This is a genomic window from Butyricicoccus sp. AM27-36 (genome assembly GCF_003480945.1).
GTDB classification, from domain to species: domain Bacteria; phylum Bacillota; class Clostridia; order Oscillospirales; family Butyricicoccaceae; genus Agathobaculum; species Agathobaculum butyriciproducens.
This window is the reverse complement of record NZ_QUJR01000002.1, coordinates 276643-290841: the sequence shown is the minus strand read 5'-3', so window position 1 is coordinate 290841 and position 14199 is coordinate 276643. Positions and strand designations below refer to the sequence as shown.

Here is a 14199-nt window from a genome sequence, read left to right as displayed (position 1 = left end):
CACGTTTCCGAGATTATACGTTCCCCGAACTCTCTATCGCGCTGTACGAGCCGATGATCGGCGACATGACTGCGATAATGATAAAGCCGACCACGAACGCCATCAGCACGATCAGCATCGGCTCCAGAATGGTCATCATGCGCTTGCTCGCCTGCTGTGCATCGTACTCCATCGAATCCGCGATGGAATCCAGCATGGAGTCCAGTCGTCCGGTCTCCTCGCCAACTGCAATGCTGCTGCACAGCTTGCGCTGAAAGCCATCTACGTTCTCGAGGGCGGCGGACAGGCTGACGCCCGAACGCACCTGCACGAGCACATCATCGAACTGCGAAACGATGTAGGCGTTGCCGATGGTATCACGGGCGGTCTGCAGTGCAGTGACGATCGGCAGACCGCTCGAGTACAGGCTGCTGATGGTTCGCGCGAACCGCGCCGTGCAGATAACCTGATTGAGCGGACCAAAAACCGGCATTTTGAGCTTGCGCCGGTCCATTTCCAGCCGGACGGCCGGAATGCGCAGCAGCGTGCGGATAACCATGACCACTGCCGCGACACCCAGTATCATCAGATACCATTTGGTAACCATAAAATTGGAAAACGCCATCAGCGCTAGCGTAACGCCCGGCAGAGAATCCATTGTGGAGAACAGATCGCTGAACTGCGGCAGCACGAAGGTTACGATAACGATAACGACCGCGACCGCCAGAATCGCGAGGATCATCGGGTACATGAGCGCCGACTTGACCTGCTGGTTCATCTGGTGCGCCTTCTCGTAGTGGATGGCGAGCCGCTCCGCGACCTGATCCAGCTTGCCGCTGCCCTCGCCTGCGCGGATCATGCCGAGCATGAGCGTCGGGAACACCTGCTGTGCCTCGAGTGCGGCAGACAGGCTCGAGCCTTTCCGGACTTCACCCAGCACACTCTCGTAAATGCGGCGCAGACCCGCGCTGATGCCCTCATCCTGCGAGATGATCGTCAGCGCGCGCACCAGACTGACACCCGAAGCCAGCAGCGTGGACAACTGACGGCACAGGTCGCTCAGCTCCTGCGGACGCAGCGTGCGCGGCTTGCGGGCCGCACCGCGGCGGGTCGCACTCTGCAGATACAGCCCCTGAGCGAGTAATTGGGTATACAACGTGTCATAGTCCGCAGCCTCCATTGTGCCGCGGACTATCTTTCCGTCTATGTCCTTTGCCGTGTAGCGGAACAGCGTGTGACCGCTGTTCGGTTTGACCGTGACGGTCAGCCTGTGGTTGTTGGATGCAGCCATGCTGACCCTCCTCTCCATTCATTACAATAATCCCATATACCAGTCCGCGATCGTTTCTCCGAAAAACATGGCGATCGCAATACCGATGCACAAAAACGGACCGAATGCGAACTGGCTTTTCCGGTTTGCCTTCTTTTGGGCGAGCAGCAGCGCGCCGAAGCCGCCGCCGAGCAGAATGCCGATGAACGCGGCAACGACCGTCAGCTTTGCGCCGAGAAAAAAGCCCGCGCCGAACATCAGCTTGATATCACCGCCGCCGAAGCCGCCGGGCACGATGAGCGCCAGAAGCAGCATCGGTACGCTGACGATCACGCAGCCGATCAGCCGCGATTTTATCCCCAGGCTGGGGATAAGTATGTGCGCAGCGATGCCGCAGACAAACAGCAGCACTGGAAACCGGTCGTAGATTTCAAGCGTGTCTATGTCCATGAGTGCCACGACCGTCAGAATACCGAGCACGACGAACGCCAGCGCCGCCTGTGCGCTCTCGCCGCCGAAGGCATATGCACAGGCACAGGAGCACAAGCCGCCGAGCACCTCGATCCAGAAATCCCTTGCAGGGATTTTTGCACCGCAGCCGCGGCATTTGCCGCCCTGCAGGAGAAAGCTCAGGCACGGGATCAGCTCCGCCGCCGACAGCGTGCGCCCGCACACCGGACAGTGACTGCGTCCCTTCATCACGCTCTCTCTGCGCGGCAGGCGCCATACCACCACTCCGAGAAAGCTGAATACGCATGCGCCCAATGCGAACCGTAACAGCCATAATACAGCATAGGCGATGTAAAGCATTGGTTTCCTCCTCGTTTGGGTTGGTTTGAAATGATTTTTTACAAATAGAATCTACCATGCAAAAACCGCATGACAGGTCACAGCCACTTAAACGTTAAGGGGCTGTGACCCGCCATACCGTCCACAAGCCGAACGCAGGCACCGTTACTGCGTTCCGCATCGTTACAGCGGTATGAATCAGGTCACCACCGACGGACACCGTACCGCACCGTGGTTAGACGGTGCGGTGCGGGCGGGGTGGTTGGTGGGGGTAGGCATTATTAAGCTACCGTGTAATTCGTACCATTATAGGTGCACGTTTTGCTATTCAAAGTATAGGTAACTTCGGTGATCTTACCATTTGCCACCTTGATGGTAAAGCTGCCATCCTTTACTTCCGACAGCTTCTTTACATTTTCTTCCGTAAACTGAGCCTTTTTATCGGTAGAATAACCAGTAGTCTTGTCGTTAGCATAACCAGCGCCATAATCTTCATCAAACAAGGTCTGTGCAGCCGTAACAATCTGACGCGTCTCCGCAACAATCTTCTTGTCCTTCGCCTTATCAATATAACCAGTCAGCGCCGGAATCAGCAGCGCTGCCAGAATTGCCAGAATAACCAGAACCACGATCAGCTCTACCAGCGTAAAGCCGCCCTTCTTGCTGCGGCGCTTCTGCTGCAGCGCGATCATTTTTTCCATCATGATCTTATTCCTCCAATTTTATTTTTGTTTTTCTATTTCTGTAAGCTGCGGCGGTGCTCCGCAGAGTTACACATATTGTATTGCCGTTATGCCGGCTTTTTCGTTGCCGTCACCTCAGTTTTCACCGGAATATCGTACCGCAGGTCGATAATGAGCGAATCCGAATAGATTTTATCGGTCAAATCCTTATCGCGGTAAATTGTCACGGTGGCGGTAACGGTGTGCTTTGCTTCGTCGATTTTGAAATACAGTCCGGCGCGGAGCCCCATATAAAAGCCCTCTGCGTAGGTTTTCGCCATGGCTCGGGCAATGGGATTGCCGTCCGCATCCTGACTGTAGCCATCTTTATAATAGCGCTCGACAAGATAACCCTTTTCCACTCGAGGCTGCTCACCGGAGTCCTTATCGGCAATCACGATTTTGGTTGGTCCGCAGCCGTCTGCCGTCAGCAGCTCCGCCGCGTTATATCCCTGTTCGGTCTCATAGCCAAACTCGATCGCCGAGCCTTCGGACGAGCCGGTTTTATCCGTCACGTCCGTGCCGCTGTCGTAGCATTTGATGTAATCCGTGGCGGTCTCCACCTTGCTGCGCACGGTTTCGAGCAAGTCGTCCGCGATCAGCTCGGCGCTGTTCAGCTCCTGCGTGCGGCGCGATACCTCGGCCGCCGGCCGCAGCGACGCGCTGAATATGCCGATGACCAGACACAGCAGTCCGGCGCCGACCACCAGTTCCACCAGTGTCATGCCTTCCCGGCCGCGCAGGATTGAGCGAATGCGTTTCATGCCGTCACTCTCCCTTCGCAAACCGGTAGAAGGGCACGGTTTTGCCGTCCTCGGTTTTGGCGTTTACGGTCTGCTTTTTTACCTTTACGCGGAAGGCGTCAATATCGGTATCTTCGCCGTCCGACGTCGTCACCTTAAAATCGTACGTGGCAGCTTCGCCGTCCGCGACTTCTGCACTCCCGCGCACGCTTTCCTGCAGTTCGGTCGCATCCCTGCGGAGCTGCTCCGACTTGCGCTGCGCATTTGAGGCAAAGCCGACTGCGCCGTTCAGCGCGCCCAGCAGCAGCATGAACACCACCGTGGAAACCAGAATTTCCACCATGGATTCGCCCCGGCGGTCGCGCAGCACGCGAATCAGTCTATTCATCGGCTGCACCTCCGGTTGTCCGGGCTGCCGGCTTGTGAATGGGTTCGTATCGGCTGTACGTCGGATTGTTGATATCATAGGTATAGCTGATTTCCACATGCTCTTTGCGGGCATCCTCGCCTTCGCCAATGTCCTTGGGTTTTACCGGGTCCTCGCCGTTGGCACTTCGGCAAAAGCGGCCGTTTACCCAGTAGACCGGGAACTGTACGCCGTCTTCCCCTTTCCATGTGTAGATTGGCTGAAAACTGTCCTTTCGGCGGTATTCTGTGGTGTACATGTAGCTGTCCGCTCCCTTTTCCGCCTTGACGCCTACCCAAACCTGATGTCTGTTAAAGGTTGTCTGCTCTGCCTTTTCGGTGCCTTCGTCCCGAGCATCGTATGCAAAGGTATCGCCTGTGATCGGGTCCTGCACATCGGTAACATCACGGAGCAAAATCGTAATCCTGCCGTAGTCATCCTCGGTCGAACCCGCATTATAGCAGGCAGTGGTTTCATCTGAACGGTCCGGATCGTAAATACCCAATCCCGTATCTTCCGCTAAAATGTTGTTCACTTCACGGTAGAAACAGCCTTCCGGCGCAAAATTGGTATCCAATTCCGGCTTTATTGTTTTGTATTCCTGCAGTTCGCTGTCCAGCACCTGTGCAAAGGACTGCGCCAGCTGATAACAGCGTTCCCTGCCGATCTTGCGGTTGGCCCGCGAGAGCAGCATGGATGAGGAATACACGATACTGAGCGAAAGCCCGATCAGGACGGCGACAGCACAAAGTGCTACGATCAGCGAAACACCGCTTCGCCTGCTGCGCCGCAGGGTGTTCCATCCCTGACGTATCCGCTTCATGTCTGCCGCCTCCCTTCGTAACTAAAATCTGCGCTCAGCAGGATCGGATTCCGTATAACGGTCGCTCTTGCTGTCCGCAATGACAGTTACCCTGCTGATCTGTATACCATTCGTCAGCTGCAGGGTCTGATTCTCGTGCGTTACCACGGAGAAAATGTTAGGCAGCTTCAAGGTAAATGTACCGTCCTTCACCTGCAGCATGGTATCCGGCTGATAGCTGTAATAACGAATGCTGCCATTGGTAAGGCTGTATCTGCCGTTGACCGCACTGCCCTGTTTTACAGTATACCAGTCATCCCCTGCAACTGCAAACGTATTTTGACCATTTATGATAATCTCCGGCAGGTTCCCGCTCATATCGACGGTAACCGTCGTGGAATGATCGTCCTTATCGGTCAATTCAATCCGATACCGGTCAGCGTCTGCCACCTCGTCCCACGAGAGCGCGGTAAGCTGTGCAGCCCACTCTGCCGTATTGATAAGACGATTCATCGGACCGTAGCTGACCGCAATCGTCTCATTCACGTTTGCAAGCGACGCGCTCGGCGCTTCCAGCTTCACACACGGGAATACCACATCGCCGCTCGATACCCAGACCGAGCTTACCTGTCCCGCCGACTGCGAAATACGAGCCTCAAACCGTACGGAACAGCCTGCGTATTTCGTATCCAGATCGGTCAGGCTGCAGACGTAGCTGCCGCCGCTTTCGCTCATTGCGGAAACGGGGTAAGTCTCCGTTGTGCCGTCCGTCCCGGTGATTTTTGCCCGCAGCAGATAGGTACTGCCGCCGGGCGGTACGCTGTTCGTGCCGGTTTTCGGCGTAACGGTGACCTGCAGGCCGCCGCTTCGGAAGTCGGCCGCCGGAATCGGGTTGTTTGCTGTCGCACTCCAGTTGTACGACCACTTGACGCTCGGCGTATCCAGACGCATCGGCACGGTCATCGTGTACACGATACCGTTCGGGCTGTCTGCGTAGCCGGAATCATCAGCAGCCACCGCCACCAGATAGAGGTCGATGGTCTTTCCGGCGTAATCCTCCAGACTGCGGCTTACCGAGCAGGTGCCGCCCCTGACGGGCACAAGCGCACCCAGGGCAGCGGCCGTTTCGCCCTCCGGCTGCACATAAATCTGATAGCCTGCACAGCCGTTTTCGCTGCCGATGGCACTCCAGCCGATGGTGTATTCCAGCTCGTTGGTATCCGGGTTGGTTACCGACGGCTGTCCCGGACGCTCAAGGCGCTGCTTGACAGCGTACTTCTTCGTCGTACTCAGGCCAACCTCGCCGTATGCCTGTCCCAGACGGGTAACGGTCAGCTCAACCTCGGCATACTGCCAGTCGTCCGCGCTGATGGTGAACGATTGGGAAGTATTCGGATTCTCCTGCGTACCGTAAACCTCGTTGACCGGAATGCCGATTCTTGCGCCTGCCGCGGTAATACCGGTCAGCTTGACGCTGTAGTGCGGCACTGCAGTCCCCTGCCCGGGCTGCATCCACGAGAACCGGTAGCTGATACTGCCGTTATCTTCCTGTAGCAGTACCGGGTCGTTCAGCTCCGGCGCCGTCAGCGGCTTGATGTTCAGCGCCGCGGTTCTAATGTAGTTTGCAAAGTCATTCGCGTGGCCAAGGACATGACTGTAAATGATCTTGTCTTGCTGCTGAACGCCCTCTGCGCTGTAAGTCCGCAGCGTAACGGATGCATCGCCGGTCTGCTGGGTATCGCCATAGGTGTAAACCGGTCCCAGACCGGAGGCGGCGTACCATGCACGCACCCGACGATTTGTGACATTCTCCGCGAAATACTCCTTCGGCAGGTCGCGGAAGTTTGCCGTAACCGTGTTGCCCGCCGAGGTCAGCACATCCTCATATGCAAACACATACTCATTTGTGCCAACCGTGCCGAGCACCTCGATACGGTAAATCGGCGGTGTTTCCATCTGCGACTCGTTGACCGTCAGTGCAGCCGTGACCGTGCAATCATCCACCGTACTGCCCGAGTACGATACCGACAGCCTGTTAATACTGCCGTCCGGCTTGTACTTCGGCGTGTCAGTCGGGATGGTATCCGTCACGGAAGCCGGCTGAATGCCGTTCGTAATGCCTGCCGCTGCCGTGACGATCAGCTCCTTCAAATCATCGCCGTTGATCTCGGCGGTATGGTTGTTCTGATCAATGGTCACGATCTGCGAGCCGAGCCTGAAGGTGACTTTCCAGTTGCTGAAGACCGCATAATCTGCAAGGTTTTTCAGCGAGATCTGGTATTTCGCGCCATTGTTCCAATGGCTCACCAGTCGGATATTGACATCCGGTGTCGGCAGCACCGACACATCCTGCGTAGCCGCAGTTTTCCATGCAGAAGGCGCGGTATCCTCAAACAGACTGACAGCACGAACCGACAATGTAATGGTCTTGCCTGCTGTGTCTGCCGCAAGGCTTGCCGGCAGCTGGAACGAACCGCCGGTCGTACCGGAGCCGTACGCCTGTGTGCCGTCCAGCTTCGGGTCCCACTGTCCCTGTCCCTTTCGGTTCGGGATAAAGCGCAGATTGGACAGCACCTCCTCACCGTCAACGAACACCCTGCCTTCGTAGTACAGGGGACGGTCGTCGTCCGTGATGGAGACGTTGAAGGCACCGTCATCGTTCTGCCGGAGCGAAACGTCAAAGGAGTCGTCCAGTGCACCGGATGCCGTCTTGCTGTGCTCCATATCGCGGTAATTGGTGCGGACGTACTCGTCCATCGTGTTGAACTGACGTCCCGGGATCTTGATATCGTTCTGCAAATTGCCGCCGCCGTAGTTGCTGACAATCCCTGTCCATCTGTCCGGCATGTAATAGATCACACGGCCAATAATCTTCTGCACACCGTTTACGGTACCGGTCATAATACCGTGATCGTCAATCACAGTATTATTGTCATTAAGATTATAATACAACGCGGCTCTGGTGCTTTTATTATCCGTATCCTTATTGATATTCAGATCGTCCAGACGCGGACCGACCACAGCGGCGTAAATATTATGATCTGCTGTGCCGTTATACCGCTGACCGTATGCCAGCATGCGCGAATAGCCAACACGCGATTCACCCTGCCCATTGCGGGCATAACTATTATAGATGATTTTTTTATAGGAGCCTCTGCCGCTCGTCAGCAGCCAGTTGTCATCAATATAGTAGTTGTTGCCTACATTATCTGCACTGATCGCCGTAGAATAGCTGCCGTTTGCAAGCGAAACGATTGCCTTATCCGTCCATGTTGCCACGGACAGACAGTTCTGTATATAGGTATTCTTCATCGAGCTCTGCGACGTGCCGTTTTTATAGCGGTCACCGAAAATACCGGCAACATAGTTATTACCGTCCAATGTCTGCGCATAGTTGCGGCAGCGGTCGATGTTCAGAATAATATTCTCGGTTGCCTTGCCGATCTTCGGACCGGCGGTACCGTTGCTCTCATTGCTGCCGATACCGTCGGTCGAGAAAAAGCCGACAATGCCGGAGGCCATGGAGTTGGAATAAATCTTTACACCCGGACCGTTTACGCAATCCACCACGTTGATGGTATACGACTGACCGCCGCCATTATCGGCGCGGTACGCCGTGATATTGCCGAGAATACCCGCACTGTCGTTTGCGCTGTTGCTCTTGTTTTCGCCGTGGCGGCCGTACAGACTGCCGTGGTTCTGACAGCTGATGATATTGAAATCCTGACCGGAGGCCGCATGGTACATTTGCGCTACAATACCGCCGGATGCACCGACCCAGCCGGTTTCATACGTCGTCTGCAGATTGCCGTAATTGTAGCAATCCTCAACCGTACCGCCGTTATTGGTCCACTGGCCGACGATACCGCCCGAATAGTGCGATTGATAGCCGTACACCGTGCCATAGTTGACACAGTTTTCGATCGTCCAGTCGGTTGTGGTCTGGTTGGTCTGTGTGCCGATGATACCGCCTGCAAATCGGCTGGTCGCGCCGTTTGCCAGCTGGCGGCCGACAAACGCCTGATTGAGCAGATAGGACAGGTCCTTTTCGCTCTCGTTCATACCGACAATACCGCCGGTGCCGACACCGATGCCGTCCGACTTGTTGACCAGCAGCCAGCTGCCGCTGACGCAGCGATTCAGCTCACCGGTCGGCGCATTGTAGCCCGCCACGCCGCCAAGGTTGCCGTTGCTCGATACGATGATCTGCATGGTGCGGTCTGCCGCTACGCTCTTGCTGCCGCCGTTGTAGGACAGCTTTTCCACATCCGTCCGGTCTGCCCACTTTACCCAGGCGGAATCCGCAGACAGCTTCTGTGCCTCGGCATTGGACAGCAGGTCGCTCACCTTGCTGACATTTTCCATCAAGGTTTCGGTGCTCTTATCGCCGGACATGGTGATCGTGCCCTTGTTATAGCCGGTCACACCGCCGACCATGCCGTTTTTGACCGTGATCGTGCCGGTTCCGGTATTGTCTATGTAGCACTGCTCGATGATGCCGGTCGTATCATTCTTGCCTGCAATGCCGCCGATATGCGAGGACAGGCGTTCCTTCTCAGCCGCCGAGCTGGTGGAGGTTGCGGTGTACACACCGTCCGCCGTCAGCGTCAGTCCGGAAACGGTGCTGCCCTGCAGCAGACCGCCGTTCAGACCGACAATGCCGCCGTAGCAGTTGCCGACCGCGCTCTTTCCTTCGTCGATCGTGCCGGAGTAAGTGCATTCGGTTACCTTGCCGCTTGCATTATTCTGACCGACTACACCGCCGAGATAGATATACTTAGTGAATTTCTCGAAATCCGAGGTGACCTTCACCTTGCTGACCGTACCGCCCGCTCGATTGATGCCGACTGCACCGCCGACCTGCAGCGTGCTTGCGGAAACGCTGTATGTCGGCTGCTGCGAAACCTCGGTTTCCGTGACCGTACCGCTGTTGTCTCCGACAACAGCACCCAGAATGAATGCACTGCCGGAAATCGTGATATGATCGCCGAGTGTCGCTCCCTGAACCGTACCGCCCTTGTGGTTTACTGCACAGATCGCGCCTGCCGCAGTCTTGTTGCGGGTGATAAGCGTTACCCTGTTATCCGTGCCGACGCCGCAGCTCCTGATCGTGCCGTAGTTTTCGCTGGCAACGCCGCCTGCATAGCCGTCGTTACTGGTGACACTGCCGTTGCCGATACAGTTCTCGACCGTGCTGCCCGCGCTGTTCATGCCGACAATGCCGCCTGCCGCACCGACATTTGCGGTCACCTGACCGAGATTCTTCGCGTACCGCAGAACAGCCTTTGTGCCCTCCTGCGCGCCGACAACGCCGCCTGCACTGCCCGCCGCTGCGCGGACCTCTGCCGCCTGATTGGTCAGGCAGTTGATGCTCGTGCCGCCGAGTGTACCGCGGTTGATGCCGGCAATACCACCGACCATACTGCTGCCGCGCACGGTCAGCCTGTTATCCGCGGCAATGACATCGCCCTGCACGCTGCCGCTTGCCGGATTGAGCGTGCCGGTTGCGGTATTCACGCCGATCACGCCGCCGACACCGCTGCCGCTGCCGTTGACACGGCGCTTTCCTGCCGGTGTGCTCGAAAGCGTAATCGCACCGCCGTTTTCGCCCGCAATACCGCCGACACGGCCTGCACCGCTGACATTGGCGCTGCTGGTATTGTTCTGTATCCTGCCGCCGCTGAGATTATAGCCGACGATGCCGCCGACCGTGTTCCGTCCGGTGACAGTGCAGTTTTTCTCGGTCGTGCAGTTTTCAATCGTGCCCGCCGTCCTGCTGCCGACATTCAGACCCGCGATGCCGCCGATATAATCCTGCGTTGCGCTGCCCATGCTGCCGGAGAGCGTGCAGCCGCGGATGATGCCCTCGTTCAGACCGACCACGCCGCCCATGGCATTCAGGCCGTTCATCGTGCCCTTGCTGGCACAGTGGTCTATCACATGTTTCTCACCGTTGACGCCGATCACACCGCCGATGACGGAAACACGCAGCTCGCCGCCGCCCAGCTCATCGGAGAGCGCCTTCGCGGCATCCGTGTACTTCTGCGCCTGCAGATAGGACACCATATCCACACCGGTTTTCAGCTTACTGTCCGGGAAGGTGTCCTCTGCCGGACGGTCAAAGCCGCCTGCATTCAGGCAGTGCTCCACCTTCATCCGGGTCTGCGGCTCACAGCTGCCGATAATGCCGCCTGCATACGCATACGCGCGGATGGTCATGTTGTTGGAAACCGCAGACAGCCTGCCTGCACTGTTGCCGTCCGCTGTGATGGTGATGGTATGCGTATTGGTAGAAGCCTTGACCGTTCCCGGCACATTGCTGTTGTTTGCCGCGATGCCCGGCAGAAGCGCATACAGCGTTCCACCTGCCCGGTCTTTCTCCGTGTAGGTGCGCTGATAGCCGATCAGACCGCCGCAGAATGCCTCTGCAGTGACCGTGCCAAGGCTGTTATCGACCTTGAGACCGCTGACCGTGACATCCTCTCCCGGATTGACTACATTTGCACCGATCGCACCGCCGACATAGTACCGTCCCTGCACACTGCTCGGCTTGATGGTCAGCTTCTTCTCGAGCAGCTTTGTCGAAGCATTCAGACCGATCAGACCGCCGACGCAGTCTCCGGTTGCGGCAACACGGCCGCCGATGAGCGTATAATTGATATCAATCGTGCCGTCTGTGTCGTTATAGCCGACCAGACCGCCGACATAGTGTCTGCCGACAACGATACCCGCCACACTCCGGTTAGAGACTGCGTTATCCTTGTCACTGAAGGTGATCGTGCCGCTGTTGTAGCCGGTCAGACCGCCCGCATAGCTGCCGACGGCTCCCCAGTCCGTGACACGCCTGTAGATCGCATTATTGGTGTCCGAAACATAGCTTGCACAGTTTATGATGGCCGCATTGTTCTCATTTGCACCGCAAATACCGCCGATAAATACATTGTATCCTGCAACGACACCTGTGTTGACGCAGTTTTTGATCGTCGAACCGCCTTTATTCTCACCAATGATGCCGCCGACATACGAATTGCCGATGACATAGCTTGCGTTAACGGTTGTTCTGGTGCCGTTTTCACTGAGCAGTGCCGTCTGCGTATCAGACTGATTCAGCGCACCGATGATGCCGCCAACATACTCGCTGCCAAGAACGTAGCCGTTTGCCTCGGTCTCGCAGTCATACAGCACACTTTGTTCGCCGTAGCCGACAATGCCGCCGACATATCTGCCGCGCAGCTTGTCTCTATCCTCCTGCTTATAGGTGTAGCCGTCCGCATATCCGGCACGGCTCCTGCATTCCGAAAGAGACGCGTTATGCGCGTAACCGACAATGCCGCCGATATAATGTCCTGCCAGCGAATGATCATCTGCGGCTGTGCTGCTGAGAATCAGGCCCTCATTTTTGCAGTCAGACATATCTTTTCCCGTGGCCTGATCCTTGCCGGAAAAATAGCCTGCAATGCCGCCAACCGAGCGATTGCCCGTTACAGCAGCGCTGTTGGTGAGGGTCTTGACTGCGGCACCGTTTGTTGTCAGGCTGCCCGCAATACCGCCGATACCACGCGCAGTACCGCCGGTCGGCAGCGTACCAGTTACAGTACCCGATGCAGACAGCTTGATTACTGACTTAGAATCGCTGACCTCAATCACACCGGCCACACCGCCGATGCCCTGCGCCTGTGCCGAGGTCAGCGCAGCTTCCACCTCGGCTTCGGTGCCGTCCACGGTATCGCCCTTCAAAGAGCTGTTGCTGTAACCGCAGACTGCGCCGACACCCTTGAGCTTGCCCGATGCGATCTTCACCTGCGGATTGAGCAGGCGCAGATCATGGATCGTGCCTGCGTTTTTTTGGAACAGACCAAGATACTCTGCGTCATCGGCAATCGAGGTCTTATCCAGCTTGAGATTACTGATGACATTCCCGCCGGTAAACACGCCGGCAATGCGGTTCAGCAGACCGCCTGTGCCATCCAGTGTCTGATTGCTGCGCAGCGCAGGGATGCTCGGGAAGCCGATATCCTTGCCGGTGGAAACCGAAAGTGCACCGCGGGCTGCCGTACCGTAAACCTTTACACTGTCACTCATCCAGTCCAGTGAACGCGCGGTAACGGCAAATGCCGTCGTCGTATCCATATAACGGATATTGGACAGATGACGGAAGGTTTCGATCTCGCACCGGCCGTTATCCGACCGGGTGCCGTCACCGAAAAGCGTGTTCGCCTTATTGGATTCTATAGCGTCACTCTTTTGATACTCCTCACCGCGGGTGTTTTCTGCGTTCGGGTCCGGAAACACCTGCACGGCTGCGTAAACATTCAGCGGGGTTTTCAACTTGCCGCCGAAGCGCGTGATGCTAGTATCGCTGCTCTGCCGGAAGGCTGCTTTATCATCAGACAGCTTGTCCAACCGGTCATACAGCTTCGCATTCATCATACCGTCCAGCACGAGTGTTGCCCGCTTGCCGGTCCGGTCATATTCCATGGGGAAGGTATAATTCTTCGTCGCATTATCCTCGGTCGTAACCGCAACCGACTGCGAACCCGTTTTCAAATCCCTGCCCGGAATATTGATCGACAGAAGCTGCGCTTTATCCTCACTGCTGTACAGCTTGACCTCGTAATAAACCTTATCCAGATCCTGATCCTTCACATTGCTCGACCAGTTCAGCGACAGAGTTTCACCGTTTACCAGATTGATCGAGGTGATCTTCAGCTTAGTCGCATCCAGACTGACAGCATTGACTGCATCCTGAACCGAGTAATAGCCCAGCCGTTCTTCCCGGCGCGTATCGCGGCCGCGCTTGCTGTAATCAATATCCAGCCAGCTGCCGGACATATCCGCCGGTTTGCTGTCCTCATTCGATCCGTAGTACAGTCCCTTGCAGTTTGTGCCGTAGAAAACCGAATAAACCTGACCGCTTTCCACGTCGATTTCGATGCAGATTGCAGCATTCAGCACACTTTTATCATAGGTATCCTGCGAAAGAAGCGCACCGACGAGCGCACCGTCACCCGACAGCTCACCTTCTGCGTATTCGCCTGCATCCAGACGAATGCCGTAAATACGACCGACCAGCTTTTTCCGGTCCTCATCCGACTCATCAAACGACTGATTCAGCACGCCTTCCTTCTTCACCTTGCTGCAGAATGACTCCCATTCACCGCCGGTACGAAGGTAGGTCAGCTCGGATTCTGCCGACAGATACATGGTCTTAGCGTACGATTCATTTTTTCGGAACTGTGACAGATGGATATACCCCAGAAGGCTCGGTACAGCGATGGCAAACAGAATGCTCAGAATGACCAGTGCAACTACCAGCTCTACGAGGGTAAAGCCGCCTTTTCCGCACTTTTTGCGCTGCTGTGTCATATTCGCTGCCTCCTTCCCTTCGGATATAGGATAAATGGGTATACTGCCCCAATTTAGTCATTTTATATTTTACCAACTCCTACGTTTTCTGTCAAGTATCGACACCGTTCAGCTGCAATCCC

General features: G+C 56.3%; 7 protein-coding genes. All 7 read right to left on the bottom strand.

Features of this window, described 5'->3' with window-relative positions; genetic code table 11:
- Positions 1-13: 13 nt before the first annotated feature.
- A complete protein-coding gene (locus tag DW724_RS04970; RefSeq protein ID WP_118760840.1) occupies positions 14-1270 on the bottom strand; it encodes a type II secretion system F family protein in 1257 nt (418 codons plus the stop codon).
- A 21-nt stretch (positions 1271-1291) separates the two neighbouring features.
- Positions 1292-2059, bottom strand: coding sequence for a prepilin peptidase (locus DW724_RS04965; protein ID WP_118760839.1), 768 nt, complete (start codon positions 2057-2059; stop codon positions 1292-1294).
- 260 nt (positions 2060-2319) lie between these two features.
- A complete protein-coding gene (locus DW724_RS04960) occupies positions 2320-2742 on the bottom strand; it encodes a prepilin-type N-terminal cleavage/methylation domain-containing protein (RefSeq protein ID WP_118760838.1) in 423 nt (140 codons plus the stop codon).
- An 86-nt stretch (positions 2743-2828) separates the two neighbouring features.
- Positions 2829-3524, bottom strand: a complete 696-nt coding sequence (locus DW724_RS15770) for a type IV pilus modification PilV family protein (protein ID WP_202183506.1) — start codon at positions 3522-3524, stop codon at positions 2829-2831.
- A 4-nt stretch (positions 3525-3528) separates the two neighbouring features.
- Positions 3529-3891, bottom strand: coding sequence for a type IV pilus modification PilV family protein (locus DW724_RS04950; RefSeq protein ID WP_118760837.1), 363 nt, complete (start codon positions 3889-3891; stop codon positions 3529-3531).
- Entirely contained in the window at positions 3884-4732 is an 849-nt protein-coding gene (locus tag DW724_RS04945; RefSeq protein ID WP_118760836.1) for a hypothetical protein, read from the bottom strand. The genes DW724_RS04950 and DW724_RS04945 overlap by 8 nt, the downstream gene beginning before the upstream one ends.
- A 21-nt stretch (positions 4733-4753) precedes the next feature.
- Positions 4754-14077, bottom strand: a complete 9324-nt coding sequence (locus tag DW724_RS04940; RefSeq protein ID WP_118760835.1) for a prepilin-type N-terminal cleavage/methylation domain-containing protein — start codon at positions 14075-14077, stop codon at positions 4754-4756.
- Positions 14078-14199: the final 122 nt, after the last annotated feature.

Bases quoted from the DNA above. Each gene is read 5' to 3' on its own strand.
- DW724_RS04970 (WP_118760840.1), bottom strand. From the start codon at position 1,270: ATGGCTGCATCCAACAACCACAGGCTGACCGTCACGGTCAAACCGAAC.
- DW724_RS04965 (WP_118760839.1), bottom strand. From the start codon at position 2,059: ATGCTTTACATCGCCTATGCTGTATTATGGCTGTTACGGTTCGCATTG.
- DW724_RS04960 (WP_118760838.1), bottom strand. From the start codon at position 2,742: ATGATGGAAAAAATGATCGCGCTGCAGCAGAAGCGCCGCAGCAAGAAG.
- DW724_RS15770 (WP_202183506.1), bottom strand. From the start codon at position 3,524: ATGAAACGCATTCGCTCAATCCTGCGCGGCCGGGAAGGCATGACACTG.
- DW724_RS04950 (WP_118760837.1), bottom strand. From the start codon at position 3,891: ATGAATAGACTGATTCGCGTGCTGCGCGACCGCCGGGGCGAATCCATG.
- DW724_RS04945 (WP_118760836.1), bottom strand. From the start codon at position 4,732: ATGAAGCGGATACGTCAGGGATGGAACACCCTGCGGCGCAGCAGGCGA.
- DW724_RS04940 (WP_118760835.1), bottom strand. From the start codon at position 14,077: ATGACACAGCAGCGCAAAAAGTGCGGAAAAGGCGGCTTTACCCTCGTA.